Annotated in this window: 24 protein-coding genes, 1 tRNA gene and 1 pseudogene; 16 read left to right on the top strand and 10 right to left on the bottom strand. The window is 52.2% G+C overall.

Annotated features, from left to right (window positions below; translation table 11 throughout):
• The first annotated feature begins 92 nt into the window (after positions 1-92).
• The 5 genes from N2245_RS09370 (at position 93) to N2245_RS09350 (ending at position 2,593) form a co-directional block, all read left to right on the top strand.
• Entirely contained in the window at positions 93-947 is an 855-nt protein-coding gene (locus N2245_RS09370; RefSeq protein WP_494536473.1) for a polyprenol monophosphomannose synthase, read from the top strand.
• 94 nt (positions 948-1,041) lie between these two features.
• Entirely contained in the window at positions 1,042-1,353 is a 312-nt protein-coding gene (rplU, locus tag N2245_RS09365) for a 50S ribosomal protein L21 (protein ID WP_494536472.1), read from the top strand.
• Positions 1,354-1,372: 19 nt separating this feature from the next.
• Positions 1,373-1,633 carry a 50S ribosomal protein L27 gene (gene rpmA, locus N2245_RS09360; protein WP_494536471.1) on the top strand — a complete coding sequence of 87 codons (261 nt, stop codon included), beginning with the start codon at positions 1,373-1,375 and terminating at the stop codon, positions 1,631-1,633.
• Between the two features lie 28 nt (positions 1,634-1,661).
• Complete coding sequence (gene rpmE / locus N2245_RS09355; RefSeq protein WP_012874446.1) at positions 1,662-1,946, top strand: 50S ribosomal protein L31; 285 nt, start codon at positions 1,662-1,664, stop codon at positions 1,944-1,946.
• Positions 1,947-2,050: 104 nt separating this feature from the next.
• Positions 2,051-2,593 (top strand): RNA methyltransferase, encoded by a 543-nt coding sequence (locus N2245_RS09350; RefSeq protein ID WP_494536470.1) that lies wholly within the window; start codon positions 2,051-2,053, stop codon positions 2,591-2,593.
• On the opposite strand, the gene N2245_RS09345 is transcribed toward N2245_RS09350, so the two are convergent.
• Genes N2245_RS09345 through N2245_RS09335 form a run of 3 tightly spaced genes read right to left on the bottom strand, consistent with a single transcriptional unit; the run spans position 2,580 to position 6,170 of the window.
• Positions 2,580-4,022: a DUF4129 domain-containing protein gene (locus N2245_RS09345; RefSeq protein ID WP_494536469.1), complete on the bottom strand. Its 1,443-nt coding sequence runs from the start codon at positions 4,020-4,022 to the stop codon at positions 2,580-2,582. The genes N2245_RS09350 and N2245_RS09345 overlap by 14 nt on opposite strands.
• Positions 4,023-4,025: 3 nt before the next feature.
• The gene (locus tag N2245_RS09340) at positions 4,026-5,222 is read right to left on the bottom strand and encodes a DUF58 domain-containing protein (protein ID WP_494536468.1); all 1,197 of its coding nucleotides are present in this window, start codon (positions 5,220-5,222) and stop codon (positions 4,026-4,028) included.
• A 6-nt stretch (positions 5,223-5,228) separates the two neighbouring features.
• The gene (locus N2245_RS09335; protein ID WP_494536467.1) at positions 5,229-6,170 is read right to left on the bottom strand and encodes an AAA family ATPase; all 942 of its coding nucleotides are present in this window, start codon (positions 6,168-6,170) and stop codon (positions 5,229-5,231) included.
• A 139-nt stretch (positions 6,171-6,309) separates the two neighbouring features.
• Here N2245_RS09335 and mrdA point away from each other — a divergent pair, with 139 nt between their 5' ends.
• Positions 6,310-8,643, top strand: a complete 2,334-nt coding sequence (gene mrdA, locus N2245_RS09330; RefSeq protein ID WP_494536466.1) for a penicillin-binding protein 2 — start codon at positions 6,310-6,312, stop codon at positions 8,641-8,643.
• A gap of 62 nt (positions 8,644-8,705) precedes the next feature.
• Here mrdA and N2245_RS09325 read toward each other — a convergent pair whose 3' ends face one another.
• A complete protein-coding gene (locus N2245_RS09325; protein WP_494536465.1) occupies positions 8,706-10,928 on the bottom strand; it encodes a hypothetical protein in 2,223 nt (740 codons plus the stop codon).
• 280 nt (positions 10,929-11,208) lie between these two features.
• Here N2245_RS09325 and N2245_RS09320 point away from each other — a divergent pair, with 280 nt between their 5' ends.
• Positions 11,209-11,682: a hypothetical protein gene (locus N2245_RS09320; protein WP_494536464.1), complete on the top strand. Its 474-nt coding sequence runs from the start codon at positions 11,209-11,211 to the stop codon at positions 11,680-11,682.
• 1 nt (position 11,683) lies between these two features.
• On the opposite strand, the gene N2245_RS09315 is transcribed toward N2245_RS09320, so the two are convergent.
• Together N2245_RS09315 and N2245_RS09310 are read right to left on the bottom strand one after the other, a co-directional pair.
• Positions 11,684-12,649, bottom strand: a complete 966-nt coding sequence (locus N2245_RS09315) for a prephenate dehydrogenase (protein WP_494536463.1) — start codon at positions 12,647-12,649, stop codon at positions 11,684-11,686.
• Between the two features lie 16 nt (positions 12,650-12,665).
• Entirely contained in the window at positions 12,666-13,226 is a 561-nt protein-coding gene (locus tag N2245_RS09310) for a hypothetical protein (protein WP_494536462.1), read from the bottom strand.
• A gap of 195 nt (positions 13,227-13,421) precedes the next feature.
• Here N2245_RS09310 and guaB point away from each other — a divergent pair, with 195 nt between their 5' ends.
• The 7 genes and pseudogenes from guaB (at position 13,422) to N2245_RS09275 (ending at position 19,798) form a co-directional block, all read left to right on the top strand.
• On the top strand, positions 13,422-14,894 hold the full coding sequence (gene guaB, locus N2245_RS09305; protein WP_494536461.1) for an IMP dehydrogenase: 1,473 nt from the start codon (positions 13,422-13,424) through the stop codon (positions 14,892-14,894).
• An 8-nt stretch (positions 14,895-14,902) separates the two neighbouring features.
• Complete coding sequence (locus N2245_RS09300) at positions 14,903-15,751, top strand: ParB/RepB/Spo0J family partition protein (protein WP_494536460.1); 849 nt, start codon at positions 14,903-14,905, stop codon at positions 15,749-15,751.
• Between the two features lie 312 nt (positions 15,752-16,063).
• Entirely contained in the window at positions 16,064-17,845 is a 1,782-nt protein-coding gene (glmS, locus tag N2245_RS09295) for a glutamine--fructose-6-phosphate transaminase (isomerizing) (protein ID WP_494536459.1), read from the top strand.
• Positions 17,842-18,570 carry a bifunctional demethylmenaquinone methyltransferase/2-methoxy-6-polyprenyl-1,4-benzoquinol methylase UbiE gene (gene ubiE, locus N2245_RS09290; protein ID WP_494536458.1) on the top strand — a complete coding sequence of 243 codons (729 nt, stop codon included), beginning with the start codon at positions 17,842-17,844 and terminating at the stop codon, positions 18,568-18,570. The genes glmS and ubiE overlap by 4 nt, the downstream gene beginning before the upstream one ends.
• On the top strand, positions 18,567-19,268 hold the full coding sequence (locus N2245_RS09285) for an HAD family hydrolase (RefSeq protein ID WP_494536457.1): 702 nt from the start codon (positions 18,567-18,569) through the stop codon (positions 19,266-19,268). Before ubiE ends, N2245_RS09285 begins: the two co-directional genes overlap by 4 nt.
• 2 nt (positions 19,269-19,270) lie before the next feature.
• Positions 19,271-19,501 (top strand): annotated as a pseudogene (locus N2245_RS09280) (glutaredoxin family protein); the annotation flags it as partial.
• Positions 19,496-19,798 carry a PDZ domain-containing protein gene (locus N2245_RS09275; RefSeq protein ID WP_494536534.1) on the top strand — a complete coding sequence of 101 codons (303 nt, stop codon included), beginning with the start codon at positions 19,496-19,498 and terminating at the stop codon, positions 19,796-19,798. The pseudogene N2245_RS09280 and the gene N2245_RS09275, both read left to right, overlap by 6 nt.
• Positions 19,799-19,816: 18 nt before the next feature.
• On the opposite strand, the gene N2245_RS09270 is transcribed toward N2245_RS09275, so the two are convergent.
• From N2245_RS09270 to N2245_RS09260, 3 genes are read right to left on the bottom strand one after another with little or no spacing between them, the layout of a single operon-like run.
• Positions 19,817-20,701, bottom strand: a complete 885-nt coding sequence (locus N2245_RS09270) for a carbohydrate ABC transporter permease (RefSeq protein ID WP_494536456.1) — start codon at positions 20,699-20,701, stop codon at positions 19,817-19,819.
• Positions 20,698-21,627 (bottom strand): carbohydrate ABC transporter permease, encoded by a 930-nt coding sequence (locus N2245_RS09265; protein ID WP_494536455.1) that lies wholly within the window; start codon positions 21,625-21,627, stop codon positions 20,698-20,700. Before N2245_RS09265 ends, N2245_RS09270 begins: the two co-directional genes overlap by 4 nt.
• A 40-nt stretch (positions 21,628-21,667) precedes the next feature.
• Positions 21,668-23,212 (bottom strand): ABC transporter substrate-binding protein, encoded by a 1,545-nt coding sequence (locus tag N2245_RS09260; RefSeq protein WP_494536454.1) that lies wholly within the window; start codon positions 23,210-23,212, stop codon positions 21,668-21,670.
• A 128-nt stretch (positions 23,213-23,340) separates the two neighbouring features.
• Here N2245_RS09260 and N2245_RS09255 point away from each other — a divergent pair, with 128 nt between their 5' ends.
• Positions 23,341-23,865 carry a cob(I)yrinic acid a,c-diamide adenosyltransferase gene (locus tag N2245_RS09255; protein ID WP_494536453.1) on the top strand — a complete coding sequence of 175 codons (525 nt, stop codon included), beginning with the start codon at positions 23,341-23,343 and terminating at the stop codon, positions 23,863-23,865.
• A gap of 76 nt (positions 23,866-23,941) precedes the next feature.
• Positions 23,942-24,015: transfer RNA gene (locus N2245_RS09250), tRNA-Arg, on the top strand.
• A 166-nt stretch (positions 24,016-24,181) separates the two neighbouring features.
• On the opposite strand, the gene N2245_RS09245 is transcribed toward N2245_RS09250, so the two are convergent.
• On the bottom strand, positions 24,182-24,448 hold the full coding sequence (locus N2245_RS09245) for a hypothetical protein (protein ID WP_494536452.1): 267 nt from the start codon (positions 24,446-24,448) through the stop codon (positions 24,182-24,184).
• Between the last annotated feature and the right edge of the window lie 418 nt (positions 24,449-24,866).

Here is a 24,866-nt window from a genome sequence, read left to right as displayed (position 1 = left end):
AATTTGCCGTTCGATCTGTGGTTGATTTTATGCTATTAGAGTTATTGTTGTATTCTGTGATCTACTAACTCTTGTAAGGAGTTGCGAAGGACTTGAAAAGTAGCAGGCCGGCGCTCATTATAGTGCCATGTTACAACGAGCGTGACAACATAGGTAATCTGATAAATGAGATCCTGGCTCAAAGTGATGATTTCGATATCCTGGTAATAGATGATAACAGTCCTGATGGTACTGCCGAGGTCGTAAAGGCTCTCCAGAGAGAACACTCTCAAGTGCATCTCATGCAGAGAAGCAGGAAGCTTGGTTTGGGAACCGCCTACAGGGCTGGCTTTAAGTTCGCGCTGGACAGAGGCTACCAATATATAATAACCATGGATGCTGACTTCTCTCACCAGCCTTGCTATTTGCCAAAGATGCTGGAGCTCGCTGCTTCAGCGGATCTGGTTATAGGGTCTCGCTATGTACCAGGTGGTGGTACTTCCGGTTGGCCAGTGCACCGCAGGTTTATAAGTGGCTTCGCCAACTGGTTGGCCAGGACGGTATTGGGACTTTCTGCCCATGACTGCACCGCGGGTTTCAGGTGCTACAGAAGGGAAACGCTACTAAGAGTAGACCCAGAGACGATTCTTTCCAGCGGGTATAGCTTCCTTATAGAGATGCTTTACAAAGTAGAGAAGCAGCGCATGCGTGTCGTTGAGCTGCCCATAATCTTCGTGGACAGGGTAGCGGGCAAGAGCAAGATAAGCAGATATGAGATCTATAAAGCCCTGTATACGTTGGGACGACTGAAATTCCCCAACCTGCCATGGGGGCGCATAGCTCGCATAGGTGGTAAGTACGGAGAGCCAGGGGCGGTCGCTATAAGCATATTTGCTCTTTTGAGCATGGTCTGGGCTTTGGTGAAACGCAAGGATACAGGTAACGATTTTGACGCTAGCGAGAGATAGTTGTTATAATTGGCAGTTGCCAGGGCAAGGCGTTTTGCCCTGCTTTTTGTTGTTTGCTCGAAAGCTTCTTACCATCTCGATGGAGGGACAGTAATTGTACGCTGTAATTCGCACCGGCGGCAAGCAATATAGGGTAGCTGTTGGTGATCAGCTTAGTGTAGAGAAGTTGTCCGCAGAGGCTGGCCAGGCCGTTCAGTTTGATGACGTGCTTCTGGTTGCCGATGGCGAGAACGTCAAAGTTGGGAACCCTACAGTAGATGGGGCTCTTGTAAAGGCTACCGTCCTTGAACAGGAGAGAGGACCTAAGATCAGGATTTTCAAGTTCAAGGCTAAGAAGCGCTATCGCAGGCGGGCAGGTCACAAGCAGAACTACACTAGAGTAAAAATAGACGAAATAGTTGCCTAGAAAGTGAGGTGAGGCGCAGATGGCTCATAAGAAGGGTGTTGGAAGCTCTAGAAACGGTCGAGATAGCAATCCTAAGTACCTGGGCGTCAAGAAGTTTGATGGTGAGTATGTCAAGCCTGGCATGATCATAGTCCGCCAGAGGGGTACCAAGATCAGGCCGGGTGATAACGTGGGCCTTGGTAAGGACTATACGATCTTCTCCCTGGTAGAGGGTACCGTAAAGTTCTCCCCCTACTCCAGGACTCAGAAGAAGGTCAGTGTAGTACCTCTGGCTCAGTAGTTTATCAAGAAACAATAGGTGTGTAGTTATGAAGCCAAATATCCATCCTCAGTACGTAGAAGCAACAGTTCACTGCTCTTGTGGAAATACCTGGAAGACCAGGTCCACCAAGCCCAATATAAGGGTTGACCTTTGCTCTAAGTGCCATCCGTTCTTCACTGGTGAGCAAAGGATCGTGGATACTGCTGGTCAGGTAGACCGCTTCATGCGCAGGCTGGAGAGGCGTCAGGCTGGTAGGGGCGGTGGTACGCCCGTTACGATTCCGGCTGAAGAGCGCCCTACAGTTGCGGAGGCAGAGTCCCAGGAGCAGTAGTCCATAAAAGCCGAGTCGGTATATCTGTTAGCAGGAAAGTTGCTGGAGCTCATCGCTAATGATCAGCCCAGCAACTTTCTTGTGTTGTGGGGTCGAGATAAGTCATGAGTGACAAGCCCAGGTTACGCCAGCTGAAGGCGAAGGCATTGAAAGATTTCCTGAGAGGCGTGCAGCGCCCGGAGATAGACCTGGTTTTCCTGTTACAGGATCTGGAAGACCCGGTCAACGTGGGCGCTGCCTTTCGCATAGCTGATGGGTGCGAAGCCTCGGAGATAATCCTAACTGGTAAGACGCCAACTCCTCCTGATTCAACTATCGCGGGCGTTGGCAGGGGCGCACATAGACGCATCCCATGGCGGTATGTGGAGCATGCTGACGAGGCTCTAGTTGAGCTCAAAGGGATGGGCTACATGGCCTGTGCTATCGAGGTAGCAGAGGGAGCGGTCCCTTATTATTCCTTGAAGTATCCGGATAAGGTATGCCTAGTTGTGGGGCATGAGTACCATGGAGTTACCACCAGGACTCTATCAGTTTGTGATAACGCCGTGTATATTCCTATGTATGGTAAGATAAAGTCTTTGAACGTTCACGTGGCATTGGCGATAGTCGCGTTTCACGTCCTGCATCAGCAGCTCATCTGCGGCTAGAAGGTGGATTAGCTTCAATCCTTAGCTTATTTCTTATCTCCTCTGCAAGCTCTCTAGCTCTTGCGGCATCTTGGGCGGTCAACGGCTTTCGACTGTACCTGGCCAGATCGTACAGGTCAGCTAGCTCTACAAGCGAAGATAGACCCTGATGAGTGCTATGTTCCAATGGGGTTTCGTAGGGCAGCCTAGGTTTGCCTATTTCCCGGTATAGCCTGAGTACTTCCCGGTATGTTCTTCTTACCTCTGCGGTGTAACGCCATCTGGAGTCCCTGAGGAGGAACATGAGAGGATCTGTGGCCATCTTTTTGCCCCTCCTGGCCAATCTTGCCAGCAGATCACGTAGTGTCTTGCCCAGTTCCAGGTCTCCGTAAGCGTGCTCTCTTTGCACGCTTGCCTTGGTAAGTTTATCCCGGGATGGTCTGTGCCTAATCAGCAGGAATAGGACTATCAGCAGTACACCCGCTATCAGTGCGATCTCGAGCGTGTGCTGTGGCAGCCCCTCACCACGTTGCCTGATGAGACGTTCGAGGTCTTCCTGAGTGTTTCTGGGAGGCCGTTCGGGTAGAGGGTTCAGATTCAGCCTGTTCAACGCTGGCTCAAAGATCTTAGCTATGAGGTAGATTGCTGGTACCAGGATCAATTGAACTATCAGGCTGATGATGAGCAAAATCCATCCCAAGATAGTGGAGATAATCTCCAACAGAATGTCTATCAGCGAGGTCTGTGGTGAGTACAGCAGCAGAGATAAACCTATCCCTAGAAGTGCCAGGACGGCTATTGGGAATAGGGAGGAGATTAGCCATCTTCCCACGATCCCTTTGCCGATAAGCTCTTCGCCTTCCTGGCGGAAGGAGTTGCTAACAGCTAAGGATGCTATGCCCAGGGTATAACAGCCTGCCAAGGATAGTACTATCAGCAAGGTAACGCTAGGGTTATTGCCTAGTCTTCCTATCCCTATAACAGTGAGAATTGAGATGGGCACAACAGCAATGCGCAGATAGTACTCGATATCTTCGGAATCTGGAGCGTTCCTTAATACCTGCCGTAACCAGATGATTAGGCTTGCCAGGGATACGAATCCCGGATTGCGAACAGATAGATTCCCCTCGCCCAGCAGCGAAAGCAAGTAGTCCCTTATCCAGTCGGGGTCGCTCCAGGAGATATGGGGGTAGCATAGGTATTTCACTGAGAGCATGCTAGTTGTCAGGAAGCAACCAATTGTCATGCCTGCATATAATTCGTGGCTACGACCCTGAAGAAGTCTAGGTATAAAGTAGGCGATCACACCCAGAAGCCACATCCATATCATAGGTGGAACGAAGCGAGTATCAGATGAAAGGGTTAGCATCGCGAGGTAAAGCAAGCAGGATTCCGATCCTGTCAGCAGAAAGATTACCCAGTTTTTGGGGGCTATGATCTGACTGAGCATGCTCTAACCCTGCCTCACGTTCTCGGTAATTACAGAGGCTGTCGCCTGCTTGCTGTTGGTGACCGCCATCTTGGGATCTATAACTATAACTTCTCTTCCAAGCGCTCGATTGATGTGGATCTGCTCCTCAATCTCCGGAGTCATCACACAGGTTATGATTACGATTATTGCCTCCTGTGGGAACTGGCGACGCTCGCGAGCCAGAACATCTGTAAATTTCATGCTCTCATGTGCTGGGATCTTGGCAAGTATCTCCATCATGTTCATGAAAGCTTTCTGGTCTCGTGATGGTCTGATGTTTACAGGGTTCCATGTGCCTGGATGAAGGCTGTTGACTATCAGCCCGCATGCCCAGCGGGACTGGCTGGCCTGATTGATGAGCGTGGCGGCCACGCTTATACCTAGCTCTACACTATCGATATCCGGAGGTACCCAGGGAACAGTCGCCCCCTCCAAGTTGAGACAGATGACCATGCTGTGTGCCTGTAGTGGCCTCCAGATCTTGGATTGCAGTTGGCTGCTTCTGGCTGTGGCTCTCCAGTGGATCTGCCTTCTAGTGTCTTCGGGCACGAAAGTTCTCGCACCGACTACATTGCTAGGGTCTACTATGACTCCATGTGTAGTCTTACTACCTTCGAACGGCAGCCTGTACTGGGGGGCTAGCTGCTCGATAGGCACCAGCCTTGGGTACACAAGTATTCTGCTAGTGGCAGGAATATGCGATTCGCTATCAAAGAATCCAAGGGGGTCACTAGTTTTCATCAGTATGGGACCCACTCTGTAATATCCTCTGCGAGTGCATGTTACTTTGTAACGCCACCTGACTTTTTCCAGAGGACCTATCGATACGTGGTGCCATATATGTACGTTCGAGCCGTAGGGTCCCCTGCTCGTGGTACCCGAGGGAATCAGTGATCTGTCAAGGTATTCCCTAACACGTAGCTCGGGTATGGGGAGCGGTTTGAGGTTGGTGACCTCCATCTCTATCTCGGTGCTTTCCCCGGGGAAGATTTTAGGATGTAGGATCTTCCTGTGGAATCTTATCCCGCGGAGTGCGTACCGAGACCATAGCCAAGAGACGCCTATGGTGCCGACCAGCACCAATCCTAGTGTGGTGATCACTATGTTGCGGCCTATGGCTCCTCCAAGGAGCAAGATCAGACCACATATTAGCCAATAGACATGGTGCCTTTCCTGCATAACGACCTATGCTTCCGCCTCTACGGGCACCTGTATTTGCTCGATTATCTCCTGCAGTATTTCCTCTGTGCTTCGTCCGCGAAGCATTGACTCCTGTGTGAGAACTAATCTATGTGCCAGCACCGGCACTGCTAGCTCCTTTACGTCGTCTGGGAGGACGTAATCTCTGCCTCTGAGCGCAGCTAGGGCTCGTGATGCCCGCAGGAGTGCTGTACCGGCTCTCGGACTTCCTCCCAGTTGCACTGCTGGATGTTCCCTGGTAGCTCTTATAAGCTCGACGATGTACTCTGCCACCGACTCTTCTACCTCAACTGTATTGGCCTCATCTACAGCTTCTAGTATCTGCTGGGTGGAAGTGACTGGCTCGATGTGCCGGATGCTTTGTGGGGAATGGGTCAGCAAGATCCTTTTCTCGTCCTCTTTGGATGGATAACCCATGGATATCCTAAGAAGGAAGCGGTCAAGTTGAGCTTCCGGAAGAGGAAATGTGCCCTCCAGCTCTATGGGGTTCTGTGTAGCTATTACCAAAAAGGGAGAGGGCAAATCTCTGGTTTCCCCTTCTATGGTGACCTGACCCTCCTGCATGGCCTCTAGGAGCGCTGACTGAGTTCTGGGTGCTGCTCGGTTGATCTCGTCCGCCAGGACTATTCCTGCGAATATCGGACCTTCTCGCAGTAACCACTGAGATTCCCTCTGATTGTAATAGTAGGCACCGGTTATGTCTGAAGGGAGCAAGTCTGGAGTAAACTGTATGCGACTGAAGGAGGTGTTGATGGACTTAGCGAGGGCCCTGGCCAGGGTGGTCTTGCCTACCCCCGGTACGTCTTCTATCAGGACATGTCCCTGCGCGATGAGCGCCACTAGCAACATCTCGGTGGGATTGTCGGCGCCTACAAGGACTCTTCGAACATTCTGTTTTATGATCTCTGCAAGCTCTCTTGCTGACATAAAAACTCCTTACTGAATAATAACAGGCAAGGCATATCGTAGGATAATGATACTTCGGTGATTACGAACTGTCTAGCTGAAGTGTTGTGCTTGGTCTGTTATCATTTAGGGAACAGAACATAATTGGAGAGGAGGTCTAATGTACCGTTACGGGAGATATTCTGGGTACAGGCGCAGGAGAAGGGCCAGGAGGCTACGGATACTGGCTGTAGTTCTGGTGGTAATCATACTCGTTGGCTCAGTGCTCTATACGACCAGAGCAGGCAGTAATCTTCTATCTAATATAGGATTAAGAGGCGCCTCTCCCCAGACCACGCCTACTTCTAATATCGCTGCTCAGCCTACTTCACAGCCGACACAACCAACAGGTACAAGTCCCTCTCCTAGTAACAACGTGCCACCTACTGCAGTGGTGACTCCTGAGGCCACACCTACCTCTCAGCCGAAGCCTACTGCTACATCTACTCCTTCCAAGTCCCCGGTAGAGACCGCCAAGGCATATATCGCTAACTGGGAGGCAGGTAGCTATAGCGACATGTACAAGCTTCTGTCGGATGAATCTCAGAAGCAGTACGATCGCCAATACTTCGTGACTCGCTATCAGCAGATAGCTGCGATGGCTACCATCCAATCCGTGGATGCGTCTCTAAACACATCAGACGCTATAAATGCTGGTAACGGCAACATAATCAGGTTTCCATTTAACGTGACTATTCATACCCGTCTTGTGGGAGATATCAAGGAGCAGAACCTGCTGACCTTGGTCAAGGAGGATGGCGTTTGGAAGGTCCAATGGGGACCCAACATGATATTCAAGGATCTCAGCGGCGACAACCTTATAAGGATGTTCCCCTATTCAGCGCCTAGAGGGAGCATCTACGATCGCAAGGGGAGGCCGTTAGCAATAGAGGGTACTATAGCCCAGATAGGGGTGGTGCCGGGTCAGATAAAGAATGAGAAGGTGCTCCTTCAAAGGCTCAGCCAGGCGCTTGGTGTGTCTCAGGACTACATAAAGTCGCGGTATCAGGGTGGACAACCTGACTGGTTCATGCCAATCAGAGACCTAACCAAGCAACAGGCGGCCCAGCTGCAAAAGCAGGTTGGTGATATTCCTGGCGTTGCCTTCCAAGAAAGAGTAGGTAGGGAGTATCCACAAGGTCCTATATTGGCTCAGGTCATAGGTTATGTTGGAGCTATTACCGCAGAGGATCTTAAGAAGCCTGAATACAAAGATTACTCTCCTACTGATGTGGTGGGTCGAGCCGGGTTGGAGGCTTGGGGCGAGCCTTACCTGCGTGGCAAACCTGGAGGCAAGCTAGCAGTCGTCACTCCTGATGGCGAGATAGTGAAGGTAATAAAGGAGGTCAGGGCAGTCCCTGGAGATGACATCTACCTGAATATCGACTTAGACCTACAGATACAGGCAGAGCAGGAGCTTTCCAAAGGCGGTTACCGCGGTGCTATAGTGGCTATGAACCCCAACAATGGCGATATTCTTGCACTAGTAAGTGAGCCCTCATATGATCCCAACGATTTCGTAGTAGGTATATCCCAGAAAGAATGGGAGGCTCTCAATCGTAAGAGCTCAGGCTACCCACTGATCAACAGAGCTACAGGGTCCTCTTATCCTATGGCTTCAACTTTCAAGCCGATATCTCTGGCAGCAGCACTTGAGGCCGGTATATACAAGCCCACAAGTATGTTCTATGATCCTGGCTACTGGAACAAGTTAGGGGAGAATCCACCCAGGAGGGACTGGAAGCCAGGAGGACACGGCTGGATAAGCCTGGAAAGTGGTCTTGTGCAGAGCTGTGATATAGTCTTTTACGAGGTTGGCTTGGCGCTATACAAGAAGAGGTTTGATTACCTTTCTGAGTTTGCCAAGAAGTGGTGGTTAGGTAGATCACCAGATGTTGATGGTGTGGTGAACGCTTCTGGACAGGTACCAGGGCCAGGTGTGCCCTACCCTGGTTGGGGGCCTGGCGATAACGTCAACCTGGCTATTGGTCAGGGTGCACTCAACGTGTCGCCTTTACAGGTGGCGATGGTCTATTCCACCATCGCTAATGGTGGAACTATCTATAAACCGCTCCTCATAGACAGGATAGTTGCTGGTGACGGCAGTGGCAAAATAATCAAGCGGTACAAGCCTACCGTTCTCGGGCATGCCCCGGTCAGCCAGGAAACGATGGATGTAATCCATAGAGCCCTGAAGGACGTGACCTCCTCGCAAGTTGGTACGGCTTACTATGTGTTCAAAGACTTTCCGATACCTGTGGCTGGCAAGACTGGTACCGGGCAGCAGGACGAGAAGCTGCCGTTTGCCTGGTTTGCGGCCTATGCTCCTGCTGATAAGCCCTCGATCACGGTTGTAGCTCTTGCCGAGAACGCGGGCGAGGGATCCGTGATTGCTGCACCAGTAGTAAAGAACGTGCTTGCCGATTACTTCAACGTGAACGCAAGAACCAGGTGAAACCTGGCTGATCACAGGCAGGTGGAGATCTATCTATCCACCTGCCTGTGCGTTTAGGTTAGCTACAACTGCCCACCCTGCCCTGTGGCTGGCATTCCCTGGGGGATCGTGACGATCTGTATGTCGCCGGGTTTCCTGGGCAGCAATCTCCAGGTATCATTCCATCGGGACACTATCCCAGTGACTTGTGCGAAGTCATGTTTGCCCCCTTCGAATCTGGATATGCTGGTTCCTTCGTCTATTTTGACCACTGCCTCTCCAGAGCCGTCGTTCATATAGAGGCTAGGCCATGAGCGTGCGGTGATGGGGGCAGCGATCGTGACCAATGCTCCCTCGAGATCACGCCCTATCTTGCTGGTTGAGACCCTGACGGGCTGTACGGGAGCCCCTGCAGATAAGCGAGCTACGTCACTGCTCCTCTCGAGCCTGACTATTCTCTCGTTGTGGTAGGTGTCCAGTGCGCCCTGGACTTGCACGAGATCGCCTTCGATAAGTGTCAGATACTTGCCGTTGGTAAGGTGTAGAGCTATACCGAGTCCCCTGGATCCAACGTACATTCTCTCTTCTCCAAGCGATCCTGGAGGCGCTGTGACCTGGGCAGTAAACCTCACTCTTGTGCCTATTGGCAAGGAGCGCAGAGCGTCCAGTGTGGTGTCCAGCCACTGAATGTTCTGGCTGGTTTTGCTGAGTGCGATGTCGGATATAAATCTAGGCATTACTCTGTAGTTATCGTTCCATCGGCTCACTATACCTACGACTGTCAGGTAGTCGCCCGCCTCCATCTTGGGATTTTTGATCCTGGTACCGTCTGCGAAATATATCCTGGTAGCTCCACCATTCAGGTAGATTGATGGCCAGCTAGATCCTGATATCGTGCCTGACAGCCTAACTAGGAGTCCTTCGGTAGATGGTCCTACATCGATTGGGGATATATCTCTGGGCGTGACTTGCATATAAGTTTCAGACGTTTCTATCCTGTCTGCCTCGATCCGATGCTGTGAGTAATAGGTGGATACTCTTCCTCTAATAGTTATTTGTTGGCCAGTTCGCACTTTAGGTAACTTGCCAGTGACCAGAATTCCCGCGCTGGTGTCTTGCACGTACATGGTGCCTTTGCCAAGCAGGTTAGGGGGTGCTGTGACAGTACCAGTTACCTCTACTGGAATATCTGTGGACAACGTCCTGGCGAACGCGATGTTGGTTTGCAGGTAGTTGATGGGCTTGCTGTCTGGCGGATCCGCCTTCCTGGTGATCGAGATGTCGGAGTTGAACCTTGGGACCAATCTGTAGCGCCCATTTATGGAGGACAATATACCTGTGACCTGTAGTTGATCGCCTTTTTGAGGTGATAGCCAGGACACTGTGTCTGTGTTTGATATGTGCACTCTGGCAGCTATGGATGTACTGCCGTCGACTAGCATTATGTCTGGTTTGCTGGAGCCCGAGACCTCACCAGAGAGTCTTACTAGCCTGCCCTCGAATCCAGCTCCTATGTCCTTGACTTTTATATCCAAGGGCGATACCTCGTAGCTCTGGCCAGTAAGCGTTATGCCACCATCTATAGGCCTCAGGGCTATTTCACCGTAGTAAGTACCGATAGTTCCTGTAACTATGACCTCCTGCCCTGCCGCTATGCCTGTGATGCTCGAGGCTATAAGCACCAGGATTCCACCTGTATAATCCTGGACATACATCCTCTTATTGCCAACAGAGTTAGGTGGCGCTGTTACCGTGCCCCTGATCTGTACTAACTTGCCTGTGGGGGCCCTTCTGGCGCTATCTATGGTCATCGACTCGGGTACCGGGGTGGGATCAGGGGTAGGAGTAGGAGGAGTTATTACGCCTCTGCTGCCGTTAGGATAGAGGGGCGTAGGGACAAGATCCACTCTTATGCTATCTGAGCCATCAGGATATCTGGATGCCGATCTATCGTCTTGCGTTTCGGGTACTTCTAATTCATCGGATAGTGAGCCGTCGGGCTTATAGATCCGGACAACATCCCCAGCTTGACCGAAATCTATAAGAGTCTGACTCGAGAATACGACTATGTACCTCCACTCTGTACTGAAGGAATCGAAGCGGTAGGGTAATGATCCGCCGGGGCCATCATCGAGGATCCAGCCGTCAAGATCTACGTAAGTGCCTCCATCTCTATAGAGTTCCACCCATTGGTCTCCTCTGTTGACGATGCCATCATGATTCCAGTCGGTTGTGGGCTTGCTCATCACCTCATTTATTATCAATCGGACTTCGGGCTGCTCCGCCTTGACAGGAGAGCTTTGCATACAGATTGTTACTGATACCAACAAAACCAGGATTAGACAAAGACGCAAAAACAGACAGGGCTTGCTATTCATGCATCCTCCTCTTCAAGTTTTTGTATTTTGGGCATGACCAGAGGTGAGCGTGAAACTGCGAAGATGATACAGGAAGTTGATATTCTCTGTCTACAACCCTATTGAAACTTCTTTGTTGTTAGAGACGCTGGTATAAACCCCTGTTTACTGGAGATCCCACTCTTTGCTAACTGGATGTGGCGTGTGCTATGTTGGGAGTATGAATGTCATGAGATTTAACATCATAGACCCTGTTGGTACTGTAAGCTTCGTGGCTCCTTGTCATGCCATGAAGGTTTTCACGGCTGCATGCTCGCAGAACCCTCGTAACCTGCAGGAATTGCTGGATTATTCTGAGTCCTACGATCCGGACCTGAAGCGGTATGTTCTGCATGGGCTGGCGGTGTTTGATGAGCACAACACCAAGGAGAATCCAGAGGCTATCAGGAGTGTGCTCTCCAACACGGCTCCTGAGGGCACTCCCCCGTTCAGGATTATAGACAATATCACGCGCGAAGTTAGCCTGATGCCCGTAAAGGCCGGGTTGGTTATATTCAACCTGATAGCCAAGAGGATAATCCAGGTGCAGAACTCGTATGCAGACATAGAGAGGAAAGATAGGGGACGAGTGCGTCGCAACGGCAAACCTACTAGGATGTTGTTCCGTTACGAACTGCCTCCCGACTGGCAGCTGGTGCCTTAGGTTACCTGTTGCGTCTGCCCACAAACATCCTCTTTATAAAATCTTGCAGGCCGGCAGTCTCATGGGCTTCTCTGCTCGGTTTCTCCCCCCATTCCTGCTGTACCTGGTTGGCTTGCTCCAGCAGCTGTCTTATTTCTGTCTGTGTGTCCTGGTTATCCCTGTCCAAAGAGTCTATCAGGGCACCTAGCTGCTCGTGATAGCGTTCCAGCCATCTCTTGAGGTCCTTGGCATGATTCTGGGCATCTGCGGCTAGCTCTTCGGGGAACGGTCCGAGGAATTTCGCTATTTGCTCTAGATCAGTTTGCGAGAATCGGCTGATGTCCTGCCATCCTGAGTCGTTCCTGACGGTCCTTGCTAGTATAGCCACTAACATGGCGGGCAAAAGACTGGTGGCAGCAAACTGTGAGTCGTACTCTGTTGGATCTGCAAAATAAGCCTTAGCGCCTACAGCATGCACAATACCTACTATGAGATCTATATCCTGTGCCTTGGCCCTGGGGTGGGGGAACACACCATACATCATTCCCCTAAACAGCTCTTTGCTTGGAGAACTCTCTCTCGCCAGGGATATCATCGGATGGCCCGCGACAAAGCTTATCTGCTCTTCTTTGTGGACGTAGGTGTTGAAGATCTGGAGTGTATCTGCTATGCGAGGATTGGTGGTGGTGATCACCGTGTTCCAACTGATGAGCGGTATGAGCTCCGTGATGGTTCTTGAGGCTTCCTCCAGAGGGCCGGTGACTATTATGACTGCTGCGTCCTCTATGGCGCTGGGAAGTCCCCAGAAGCTTTTGTCTATGGCACCAAGCTTTTCGGCTCTCTTCTGCCTGTCTGGATCGTAGTCGAAGCCGGCAATCTGTAGGGGAATGGTGTTGCTATCTGCTTTCTGCTTGGCTAGCCAGTCTTTTAGCGCCAGACCCAGGGATGTGCCTACTAGATCTAATCCTACTATTGCTATACGTGACATAAATCCTTGCCTGTTGTTATGCTTCGGAGCCCGATTTGTGGGCTAATGCGAATAGTTCTGTCAGTATAAGTATAAGCAAAAGCAGGACTGCGTTTATAAGGTTGAATAATCCTGCCACGTTCATTGCTGCGCTCAGAGCTATAAACAGTGCCAGCAGGTAGGCCTCTCTGCGTGCTCGATTCACGTCTCTCTTGTGAGCTCGTAGTGTGAATAAGCGGAAGCCGATCGCATAGCCTATAGGCATGAAGATCGTATAGCATGCACCGAAGAACATTACCATGAAGAGGAGATAACCAGGCAGGCCATATCTATCAGGTGGAACAAAGGTGAACATATAGAGTAGCCCTGCCCAATATATCAGGCTCTCGATCCAGAACACGCGGCTATCAGTAAGTCGGCATATAGGTATGGCGGCCGTAACAGGGGCTATCATCAACAATCCATAGTAGAGCAGCCTTGTAACGGCGAAGACATCGCTCTCAGCGCCTATGTTGATACTAAAGATATAGTAGGCGATACTTGCCCAGGCCAGGGCGGACACGGGCCAAAGCAGCAGAGCTGACTTCTTGAAGGACAACCTACCCTCCAGATAGCTTTTTATTAAGCATAGCCTTTAAGTAGCAATACCCCCAATTCTATATAAAAGAATTGCTATAGAAAGCACTTACAGAGAATAATGACCGTCTAAAAATTTCACGCTCCATTGATCTCTCTGGCTTTACATTGGGCTCTACGCAAGCTTACAATTACATAATATCCTGGAGGTGAGACGGTGCTGGACGACAAGTTTGCTCTTGAGGGCTATACTTTTGATGATGTTCTGCTGGTTCCTGCTTATAGCGAGGTATTGCCATCTGAGGTTTCTACCTCGACTTGTTTAACTCCTCGTATAAGTCTCAACATTCCCATAGTCTCTGCCGCTATGGACACTGTTACAGAGGCTAGGATGGCCATAGCTCTGGCACGTGAGGGTGGGATAGGGATAATCCACAGGAACCTGTCCATAGAGGAGCAGGTGGCTGAGGTTGACAAGGTAAAGAGGTCGGAAGCTGGAATGATCGTCGAGCCCGTTACCTTGCCGCCGTATGCTCAGCTATCCGATGCGGTGGCTATTATGGAGAAGTATCACATCAGTGGCGTGCCAGTAGTAGATGAAGAGGGCAAGCTTGTCGGGATACTTACTAACAGGGACATCAGATTCGAGACCGACTTGACTAAGCCCATAAGTTCCGCTATGACCTCCGAGAACCTTATAACGGCCCCAGTAGGCACCACACTAGAGGAAGCCAGGGAGATACTGCACCGCTACAAGATAGAGAAGCTGCCGGTGGTGGACGATGAAGGCCGGTTGAAAGGTCTTATAACTGTCAAGGATATCCAAAAGAAGATTCAATTCCCTATGGCTACTAAGGATGAGAAGGGCAGGCTGAGAGTAGGGGCTGCAGTGGGTGTGGGTTCTGCAGGACTGGAAAGGGCGGAGGCGCTCATAGCTGCCGGGGTTGATGTCATAGTTGTGGATACTGCTCACGGTCATACCAAGGCGGTGATAGACATAGTCAGGGAGATAAAGGCTCGTTGGGATGTGGATGTTATAGCTGGTAACGTGGGCACTCCAGAGGGAGCCGAAGATCTCGTGAGGGCCGGGGCTGACGGCGTCAAAGTTGGCATAGGGCCTGGTGCGATCTGTACCACCAGGATAGTTGCGGGTGCTGGTGTGCCTCAGCTGACGGCCATCTATAACTGTGCCCGCGCAGTGGCTCCGTATGGTGCAACTATCATAGCTGACGGGGGTATACAGTATTCGGGCGATATCGCCAAAGCTATAGCTGCCGGGGCGGACACAGTCATGCTCGGTAGCCTCCTGGCTGGTGTTGACGAAAGCCCAGGAGAGGTCCTGATATACCAGGGCGAAAGGTATAAAGAGTACCGTGGTATGGGATCCATTGCTGCCATGAAGCAGAGAGGATATAGCAGGGACCGCTATGGACAGGCCGACATAGGCAACGTATCCAAGCTGGTGCCTGAGGGGATAGAAGCTAGAGTTCCCTATAAGGGACCCCTCTCTAATCTGGTCTATCAGCTGGTGGGTGGTCTGCGCTCGGCTATGGGCTACTGTGGTGCGAGGAACATCCGCGAGATGAAAGAGAACACTAAGTTCATGCGTATTACCAATGCTGGCCTCCGAGAGAGCCATCCCCACGATGTGGTTATCACCCGGGAAGCTCCTAATTACAGGTTGCGTTAGGGGGCAAAATGTCCAGGCCTAAGGGTGGATTGGGAAGAGGGCTTGATGCTCTCATCCCGCAAACCAGCAATACTTTCGACAATTTAGTCCCTGTAGATCAGATCATAGCTAATCCCTATCAACCCAGGGGATCCATGGATGAAGAGAGGCTGCAGTCTCTGGTGGAGTCCATAAAGCAGAACGGTATACTGCAACCTCTGCTGGTACAAAAGAGCGGGGACGCTTATCAGTTGATTGCCGGTCATAGGCGCCTTCATGCCGCCAAAATGGCAGGTGTCCAGCAGGTGCCCGTGGTGATACGGGAGGCTAGGGCGAGCGATAACATGCTGCTGCTAGCTCTCATCGAGAATCTTCAGCGAGAAGATCTCAACCCTATCGATGAGGCCAAGGCATATAGAGAGCTGCAGAGGAAGTTTGGCTTCTCTACAGATGAGATTGCGGAGCGAGTAGGCAAGAGTAGGCCTGCAGTAGCCAACGCCCTCAGGCTGTTGGAGCTTGTCCCCGAGGTCAAGGAGATGTTGATCCAGGGGCAGATCTCCGAGGGTCACGCCCGAGCCCTGTTGGGGCTTCGGGATCCCCAGAGCCAGATAAATACTGCCAAGCTGGTGGTCGAGCGCGGTCTGAGCGTTAGGCAGACCGAGCAGCTAGTCAAGCGCCTCCGGGAGAACTCTGGTCAGAGGTCCTCCCAGACTATAGATCCAGAGGTGACCTATCTGGAGGAACGTTTCAGGCAGGCTCTGGGAACGAAGGTGTCCCTTTCCCGTTCGCGCAAGGGCGGCAAGCTAGTGATACATTTCTACTCTGAAGAGGAGCTACAGTCCATATATGAGGTGATAGTCGGAGACAGGTCGAGATAATTTTGTTTACGCTTTATTTGCTTTGTTTGTGCTGTAACCCTAGAATTGTACCGGACTCGAGAGCGAAGGATCTTATCGAGGAAGCGCCAGACCTCTTGCTAAGAGGTGACGAGGGGAAGGCTTATCGAAATCTTCGGCGGGTGGCCTTCCGGCCCGCAGTGGTCGTCAGGAAGGGGACAAATCTTGCGGGTGACCGCTTGGACAAATCCCCGACCGCGCTGCTCCGTTCGCTCACGAGGACCAACTAATACATTTTTAGCTTACACCCTGCTGGGTGATAGTACATCTTTGTGTTTTGTAAGGAGGTCCTTTGTGTGCGGTATATTTGGTTATGTTGGTCAGGACAGGGATGTTGCTGGTCTGGTACTAGACGGGCTCAAACGTCTGGAGTATAGGGGCTACGACTCGTGGGGAGTGGCCGTAGTGACAGAGGAGGGCATAAACCTGACCAAGCAGGTTGGAAAGATAGGCAATGCGCAGGTGGATATGCCCAACAGCTTTCTGGGTTTCGGCCACACCCGCTGGGCCACTCATGGTGGCGTAACTGACTACAATGCTCATCCTCACCTAGATTGTTCTGGTCATGTAGCTGTTATCCATAACGGCATAATAGAGAATTTCTCTGAGCTCCGTAATGAGCTACTGAGCCGTGGACACAAACTTAGGTCAGAGACCGATACGGAAGTGGTGGCACATCTGCTGGAAGAGGAGATAAACGGTGCTGATACTGACCCTGCTGGATTCGCAGAAGCCCTTCGTAGGGTGTTCATGCGGCTTGAGGGAATGAACGCCGTTATGGCCTTAGATAGCTCTTCTGGCGCGATAGTAGCCGCAAAGAACGGCTCTCCATTGGTGCTGGGTTATGGTGAGGATGGGTATTACATATCTTCCGATGCTTCAGCTCTGCTGCCTCATACCCGGCGAGTGGCCTTCATATCCGATGGTCAGATGCTCCTGATAACTCGAGAAGAGGTAAGTGCCAGAGATATACAGACTGGGGATCCGGTATCACTTGAAGTATCTCAGCTGGAATGGAGCTTGGAGCAGGCAGAGCTAGGCGACTATCCCCACTATTTGATAAAGGAGATCTATGAGCAGCCTTCTATCCTCAGGTCGATAGCTATGACTCAGGGCGAGAACGCGAGTGCTCTTGCAGATATGATGAGGGCTTCCTATGGTACGTTCTTTATAGGGTGTGGCACTGCTGCCAATGCTGCACTCACGGGTCAGTACCTCTTCTCGCGCATTGCAAGGTTCCATGTAAACTTCGCTGTGGGCAGCGAGTTCGGATACCTGGAGCATTTCCTGACTCCTCAGAGCCTGGTGATAGCTCTATCCCAAAGCGGTGAGACTATAGATGTCATTGAGCCGTTGATCAAGGCTAAGAGGGAAAAGGGCGTGCGGGTTGCGGCACTGGTGAATGTGCTGGGGTCAACGCTCTATCGCATGGCGGATTTCTCGGTGTTGCTTGGGGCTGGGCCAGAAAAGTGCGTGCTTGCCACCAAGAGCTACACAGCCAAACTTGCGGTGCTCCTGATGACGGCTTATGCTCTGGATGGGCGTCTTGACGAGGGCAAGGAGCTGGTGTTGCGTGCGGCCGAAGGTGTCGAGGAGCTGCTTAGAGATGGTATCAAGAGCAAGATAGAGGAGCTGGCAGAGCGCATATATAATAGAGAGCATATCTTCCTGATAGGCAGGGGGCTCAGCTACTCCTCTGCGCTGGAGGCCGCGCTCAAGATCAAGGAAGTGACTTACATACATGCTGAGGGATTCGCTGGTGGGGAGCTCAAACACGGAGTTATCGCACTGATTGAGCAGGGTACGCCCTGCATAGTGTTTGCTCCCTCAGACGAGACCCAAGCTGCTATACTTTCAGGAGCACAGGAACTGAAGGCCAGAGGGGGATACATTATAGGTATCTCCCCAGTCTGCTCCGAGGTCTTTGATTACTGGATACCAGTGGCGGACTCGGGGGATGCGTCACCTATAGTTAACGCAGTACCTGCCCAACTTCTGGCCTATTGCCTGTCTATAAAGAGGGGCACAGATCCTGATAAGCCTAGAAACCTTGCTAAGAGTGTGACGGTAAAATGAAGACCAGATACCTGCCTCCACCGGAGCAAAAAGCCCAGTACGTGCGCGAGATGTTCACCTCCATAGCACCCGTCTACGATAGGCTAAACAGCATCATAAGCTTGGGGCTACATAGACTATGGAGGCGTACCGCCGTCCGCCTCTCGGGGCTCAAACCGGGGGATTCCGCTCTTGATGTGGCCACGGGCACGGGGGATTTTGCCATAACTTTGGCCAAAGCTGTGGGGCCAAATGGACGGGTGGTGGGTATAGACTTCAGCGAGGGCATGCTCCGCCTGGCGCATGAAAAGGTCAAAAGACTGGGGTTGGATGGAATCATCCAGTTCGAGTGGGCTGATGCACTGAACTTACCATTTGCGGATGGGGAGTTCGATGCCGCTACCGTGGGGTTTGCGGGCAGGAACGTTACCGACCTGAAGGGCATGTTCTCTGAGATGCGCAGAGTGGTGCGACCAGGGGGCAGAGTGGTACATTTGGAGCTCTCCAGGCCCACTCTGCCCATATTCCGGGATATCTACAGGATCTATTTCTATCACCTGGTGCCGATAGTAGGGGGTGCCCTGGCCAGGTCGCGAAGTGCTTACGGATATCTTCCTGAGTCCTTGTCAGTCTTCCCATCGCCGGAGGAGGTAGCGCGCATGATGCGTGAGGCCGGACTGGTGAAAGTAAGATACTACCCCTTGGCCCTGGGCACAGTTACCGTTCATGTGGGTGTTGTGCCATGAGTCATGCCGAAGATCTAAGGGTTGTTCTTTTCGATGCACTTGGCACTCTAATAGAGATAACGTCTCCTGTAGATGTATTCCAGCGTGTGATGGCCGATATGGGCTACGACCTTACCAGAGAGCAGATTAGATCTGCTATACGGCGCGCACACCAGTGGTGGATGAGTCCCACCAGGGTGCCCGGAAGTACTTTCCAAGAAGAGAAGGCGGATCGTCAGAAGTACGCAGCAATGTTTCTGGAGGATCTGGGAATCGATCATGATGGTTCGCTGGTCGATGAAGTGGCTGAGAGAGGCAACTGGGCGCGCTGGGTAAGCGTTTACCCAGATGTGATCCCAACTTTGGAGGCTTTGGGAAGAGATTACTTGCTCGCGGTTGTTACTAATGGTGGACCATCGATGTGTGAAGCTATCAACTACGCTGGTCTAGGTAGATATTTTCAAGAGGTGTTCGCCAGCTGGTCTGTTGGTTACCAAAAGCCGGATCCGAGGGCCTACAACGTGCCGCTGGCCAAGCTGGGGTATAAGCCCAGTCAGGCATGCTTTATAGATGATACTCCTGAGAACGTTGCCGGGGCTCTGGATTGTGGCATACGAGCTGTATTGCTTGATCGTAAGGGCGAACACCAGGGTTGGACCGGCGAAAGAGTCTCATCGTTGGTAGAATTTGCCTCTTTGTTGGCTAAGAGGGAGGTGTAACCGTGGCTTTACCCGAAGTGGTCATATATACGACTCCTACCTGCGGTTTCTGTAGGCAGGCTAAGGATTACCTCAGACAGAAGAACATACCCTTCATAGAGAAGGATGTGAGCGTGGACAGGAATGCGGCCTACGAGATGATCAGGATAAGTGGTCAGCAGGGCGTTCCAGTCATCAGAGTAGGCAACGAGATCATCATAGGTTTCGACCGCAAGAGACTAGACAGAGTGCTTCAAAGCGCCGCTGAGGGCAAGGCAAGCCTTGGCGTCAGCGTTGCAGATTCCAGTCGTATAGCCCTCGAGCATGGTGTGGTGCCCATATTTGGGGCCTATGTGGGTAGGGTCGCCGCAGGGTCCGCTGCCGAGCGTGCAGGACTTAGGCCTGGAGATATTATTACCGAGGTCAACGCCAGGCCCATAAGAAATGCCGAGGACCTGGAGAAGGCCATAGAGAATCTAAGAAAGGGCTCCCAAGTTACCTTGGTATGGGTCAGAGGTCAGGATACGCTCAGGTCCACAGTCACTCTGTAGGCTTTGGACCCAGAGCCTCTAGCCTTTGAGTCCCGTGGTAGCGATACCCTCTATAAAGAACCTCTGCCCCAGGAAGAAGAGTATTATTATCGGGATGGTCATGAGCACGGAGCTAGTCATCCAGAGATCCCATCTTGTCTCGAACCCCGCGCTGTTCATGAAGGTAGCTACCCCTAGGGGTAGCGTATACTTTCTGGGGTCGTTCAGGTAGATAAGTGGGGTCATATAGTCGTTCCACTTGGCCACGAACTCGAACAGTATCACTGCTAGCATAGCCGGCTTCACTAGGGGCAGCATCACGCTCCAGAATATCCTGAGATGAGATGCGCCATCAACGATAGCTGCTTCCTTCAGGTCGTTAGGTATGGTCAGGAAGAATTGTCTCAACATGAAGATGTAGAAGGCGGATCCAAACAGATTGCCGGCCCACAGGGGATAGAAGGTGTTCACGGCGTTCAGCTTCTTCCATATGAGGAAGGTAGGTACCATCGTCACTGCGCTCGGCAGCATCATCGTCGCCAGTATGAGCGCAAACAGGGGGCCTTTGAGGGGGAAGTTCATCTTGGCAAAGGGGTAAGCGACCAGCGCGCTTGAAAACGCCACACTTACTACCGCTAGGAAGGTCACTATGAGGCTGTTACGGGTCCATAGAGCGAAATCTGTGTTCCTAAGCACTTCCGAGTAGTTGCCCCAAGCTATGGGGTCAGGGATCCAGTTTGGGGCGAAGATCTGGGCTCGGGGTTTGAGCGAGGTAGATACCAGCCAGAAGAAAGGCACAAGGAATATGAAGGACAGGATGGATAAGAGCAGGTATATGAGAAACCTCTCCGCGATGTGCGGCAATGAGAGCTTTCTTGGACTGGCCGCTACCCTGACTCTAGCTGCCTGGGGTTTCGTGGTCATTTTTGCTCACCCCCTTCATAGTAGACCCAGCGTTGGGACAGCCTGAACTGTATGATCGTGAATATGACGATTATCACGAAGATTATCCACGCCAGGGCAGAAGCATATCCCATATGGAAGTATCTAAACGCCTGGCGGAAGAGATAGACAATGTATAGCAACACGGCGTCATTCGTGGTGCTTCCCCCGCCCTCCGAGGTATTGAACAGCAGTACAGGCTGTGCAAACGTCTGTAGGGACGCGATGATGCTTATGACCAGGTTGAAGAACATAACTCCGGAGATCATAGGCAGGGTTATGTGTATGAACCTGGCCCATCTTCCGGCTCCATCGATCTGGGCGGCCTCGTACAGCTCTCTTGGGATGTTCTTTAGTCCCGCTAGATATATCAGCATAGCACCTCCGGCTCCCCAGAGGCTCATGAGTACGAGCGCAGGCTTCATCCAGTTAGGGTCAGTAGTCCATCCGGGGGTTGGCAGCCCTACAGAGGCCAGAAAGCGATTGAGTATGCCGCTGTTAGGGTTGAGGATCCACCGCCACAGGATGGCCACAGCTACCACCGGGGTGATAGAGGGTAAGTAGAAGAACGTTCGCCAAAACGGTACGCCACGGACATTAAGGTTCAGCAGCAAGGCCAGTCCCAGTGCTACCGCTAGGTGGAGTGGAACGTATAGGGCTGTGTAGTATATGGTGTTGTAGAGGGACTTCCAAAACAGTGGGTCGTTGGTGAATATCTCCTTGTAGTTTGCAAGGCCCACCCACTCCGGCGGCTGAAGCACGTTATATTCTGTGAGGCTGAAGTAGATCGATGCCAGCATGGGACCTGCGGTGAAAACCAGGAACCCAATGATCCATGGCGATATGAAGAGGAGGGCCGTGATGGCCTCCTCTTTCTTGTATCTTCTCTGAGCCTGTACGCTTCTCATGGCTATTGCTCCCGCTTATGGTAAGAAGGCTACGGGCAAGCTATTTGAAGAACTTGTCTATGGCCGCCTGTGCCTTCTCCTGCGCTGCTTTCAGGGCATCCTCAGGCGATTTCTCCCCTCTGAGGGCCGGGAGTACAGCATCGTTGTTCAGTACGTCGTTTATCTCAGCGTTGACCGGCGAAGGTGGTGCCGCCTGGCTGTTGTTCAATAGCCTTGGGAACAACGCCACTGCCGAATCTATAGCGTCATTGATTGGGGAGTAAACCTGCTCGCGCAGCAGCTTGTCTGCCTCTTTGTTGGCCGTCAGGGATGGTACGTACTTGCCTTTCTCCTCGTTAGCCTGAGCCTTTGCCCCTCGTAGCCACACCTGGGCATCGGACATAAACGAGATGAACTCCCACGCGGCCTCCTTATTCTTTGCTCCCTTGGGAATAGCCCAGGCTAGTCCGCCTACAGCCGTCACTATCTTGCCGTTCTTGTCGGTGAAGGGAACGACGTTGAAGGGGTGATCAGGGGCAAATTCGGCGATCATTCCCAGCAGCCAGCTTTCGTAGAGTGTCAGGGCCACCTGATTCTGGATAACCGGGTGCTGAGCATCCCATTGCCATGTCTGCCTGAAAGCATCGAATGCCTTCCAGCCTCCCTGTTTCTGTATGGTTTCGGCGGCGTATCGCAGCGCCTCGATATTTTCCGGTGTGGCGAACGTGGCGGTCCTGCCGTCCTCGCTTAGCAGGTTGCTGTTGTTCGCCCAGGACCACATCCACATGTAGCCATCCTGCACCTTGTGGTCGAAGCCCCATCTGATGAGCCTGTTCCCCTGCTTCTTTGTGAGCTTCACGCCATATTGTTGCAGCTGGTTCCAGTTCTTGGGGTCAATGTCATCCGGCTTTATCCCCGACTCTTGTAGAGGCTTATGGTTGATCCAGAGAGCTCTCACATCCATGAACTGGGGAATGGCCCATATCTGATCGTCCCAGGTGACCTCTTTCACTGCCGACTCGTAGAAGTTATCCATGTTGAACCTGTCGTCTTTCTCGATGAGGTCGTTTAGGGGCTCGAGTGCCCCTCTTGCTGCCCAGCTGATGACGCTGTTACGCCCTATCCAGAAGAGGTCTGGGACCTGCCCGCTCGCGACGGCTGTCAGTATCTTCTGATCCGTGATCTCTGGCACCAGCCTTAGCTGGATATTGGGGTAGGTTTGCTTGAACAGGTTCACTCTTACCCTGGCGGTCGTGTTGTCGGTGTTGAAGCCCCAGGCGGTTATGGTGGCCTGCTCCTTGAACCTCACCTGCCAGCCGGTAGCGCCAGTGGAGGCGGTTGAGGCTGCCGTAGGACTTGCCGATGGGGCCATGGAAGCTGCAGGGGTGGTCCCCGGAGTTATCCCCGGTGCTGCAGGCGAGGGAGAAGCAGGTGAGGGTGAGGGGGATACCATGCCGGCAGTTGGGGTGCTACCACCTCCGCCCCCTCCGCAGGAAGCTAGAATTGGTCCTCCGATCGTTAGGACTGCGAGCTTACTGCCCAACTGGAGTACCTTGCGCCTAGAAAGCTTGTGTTGTTCCTGCTCTTTGTTGTGGTGCCCGTCCATCTCAGTGCCACCTTTCTTTCTATACCGTCTGAACATGAAGATTGCGGATTTGTTTGTCGCAATTTTAGTTCCAAGAAGATAACTTAGAGATTACAATCAGTGAGAACGTTCTTGTAAAGGAGGAAGAAGTGCCAGTAGTTAGTACACGCAGAGGTGATGATGGCTTCACAAACCTTTGGGGCAGCCAGAGAGTGCCCAAGTATCATGACAGGCCCGAGTCCTACGGTACGCTGGATGAGGCTAATTCTTTTCTTGGGCTCGCCCGTGCCATGAGCAATCATCAGAGGGTGAAGACAGCTATATATGAGATCCAACAGGATCTGTACGTAATGATGGCCGAGCTGGCTACTCCGGAGGAGGACTACGAGAAGAGCAAGTACAAGATAACTACTGAGCATGTCGAGAAGCTGGACAAGCTCCTGGAGGAACTAAAATCACAGGTAGAGCTCCCCAATGCCTTCATAACTCCTGGAGATACTATGGCGGGTGCGGCCCTGGATGTGGCTAGGACCGTCATAAGGCGAGCAGAGAGAATCATCGCGAGACTTTTCCACTCAGAGGAGATAAGCAACCAGCAGGTGCTGCGCTACCTCAACAGGCTGTCCGACGTGGTATGGGTGCTCGGAAGGTACGAAGAGTACCAGAACCACTAGCTGGCTATCCCTGCTACTGATTGCAACTGGGGATTTGATAAGGGGTGGATGCCCTATGCTATAATTGAATCGTCGAGCGCCAGTAGCTCAGTTGGACAGAGCAGCTGCCTTCTAAGCAGCGGGTCGGGGGTTCGAGTCCCTCCTGGCGCGCCGAAGAGTGCAAATTCCTAGCTTGGCAATGTCAGAGGCTCCGGGGAAATAAGCTCTGGGCCTTTATTTTTAATCCCTGCAAGCCTCGGTGGATCTATTGCCCTGTCTTGGGTGTTGAGAGAATCTGTGTGGTAAGGTCCGGCACTTGAGGCCGTCCTGATCCCAGTCACAGCCTTACATCCAGATCCCTGTGCCAGGCGATGATATGTGCTGGGCACTCCTCCGGGATATCAAGCTGACCACTACGTATTCCAGCTACGATAGCTCTCATCCAACGCTCTGTACGTGCTCGCAGCAACAAAGCCCATATGACCCGCGGCCCGAACGTGTCAGCATGCTCGATTGGTGATTCTCTACTCCAGGTGTACGTCTCCTTACTCGCCTCGAAAGCTTGCTCAGGGAAAATAGCAGCGTCTACTGGCAGGCACTGCAAGCTTCAAGTCTTGTGTACTTGGGGCATCCGCAGGGTCGCCTACCTGGATCACCGAAGATGGCGCCGCAGGGTGCGTGAACGACGCCCCAAATCTTATCCCGCACCTCTTGCGTCCCCAGCACCAGTAAGGCTCCTGGCCCACGAGCCTATGCTCCCTGGACTGTCCCTGCCGTTGTCCTTTGCGCCCGATCTTGAAGCGATCCGTCCCAGGCACCTCTGCGCGCTCGAGGCATGCCCGGAGCCGCACCGCAACTTTGCCCTCAGCACAGATAACCCCACCTGCCGGCAGGGAGCAAGCAGCACATCCGCCCCTCACGTACTACCTGCTGCATATCAAGCTGTCAATGTGCACTTTTGGATCAAGTGTACCAAAAGCTTTAAGCAAATGCAATAAGCGAACTTATGCATTCCAGGGAGA

The sequence above is a fragment of the Thermobaculum sp. T2p genome (assembly GCF_059335935.1).
This window is presented reverse-complemented; position numbering and strand designations above follow the sequence as displayed.

Excerpts from the sequence above, each read along its gene's own strand:
- rpmA (WP_494536471.1), top strand. The coding sequence starts at position 1,373 with ATGGCTCATAAGAAGGGTGTTGGAAGCTCTAGAAACGGTCGAGATAGC.
- rpmE (WP_012874446.1), top strand. The coding sequence starts at position 1,662 with ATGAAGCCAAATATCCATCCTCAGTACGTAGAAGCAACAGTTCACTGC.
- N2245_RS09350 (WP_494536470.1), top strand. The coding sequence starts at position 2,051 with ATGAGTGACAAGCCCAGGTTACGCCAGCTGAAGGCGAAGGCATTGAAA.
- N2245_RS09345 (WP_494536469.1), bottom strand. The coding sequence starts at position 4,022 with ATGCTCAGTCAGATCATAGCCCCCAAAAACTGGGTAATCTTTCTGCTG.
- N2245_RS09340 (WP_494536468.1), bottom strand. The coding sequence starts at position 5,222 with ATGCAGGAAAGGCACCATGTCTATTGGCTAATATGTGGTCTGATCTTG.
- N2245_RS09335 (WP_494536467.1), bottom strand. The coding sequence starts at position 6,170 with ATGTCAGCAAGAGAGCTTGCAGAGATCATAAAACAGAATGTTCGAAGA.
- mrdA (WP_494536466.1), top strand. The coding sequence starts at position 6,310 with ATGTACCGTTACGGGAGATATTCTGGGTACAGGCGCAGGAGAAGGGCC.
- N2245_RS09325 (WP_494536465.1), bottom strand. The coding sequence starts at position 10,928 with ATGCAAAGCTCTCCTGTCAAGGCGGAGCAGCCCGAAGTCCGATTGATA.
- N2245_RS09320 (WP_494536464.1), top strand. The coding sequence starts at position 11,209 with ATGAGATTTAACATCATAGACCCTGTTGGTACTGTAAGCTTCGTGGCT.
- N2245_RS09315 (WP_494536463.1), bottom strand. The coding sequence starts at position 12,649 with ATGTCACGTATAGCAATAGTAGGATTAGATCTAGTAGGCACATCCCTG.
- N2245_RS09300 (WP_494536460.1), top strand. The coding sequence starts at position 14,903 with ATGTCCAGGCCTAAGGGTGGATTGGGAAGAGGGCTTGATGCTCTCATC.
- ubiE (WP_494536458.1), top strand. The coding sequence starts at position 17,842 with ATGAAGACCAGATACCTGCCTCCACCGGAGCAAAAAGCCCAGTACGTG.
- N2245_RS09285 (WP_494536457.1), top strand. The coding sequence starts at position 18,567 with ATGAGTCATGCCGAAGATCTAAGGGTTGTTCTTTTCGATGCACTTGGC.
- N2245_RS09270 (WP_494536456.1), bottom strand. The coding sequence starts at position 20,701 with ATGACCACGAAACCCCAGGCAGCTAGAGTCAGGGTAGCGGCCAGTCCA.
- N2245_RS09265 (WP_494536455.1), bottom strand. The coding sequence starts at position 21,627 with ATGAGAAGCGTACAGGCTCAGAGAAGATACAAGAAAGAGGAGGCCATC.
- N2245_RS09260 (WP_494536454.1), bottom strand. The coding sequence starts at position 23,212 with ATGGACGGGCACCACAACAAAGAGCAGGAACAACACAAGCTTTCTAGG.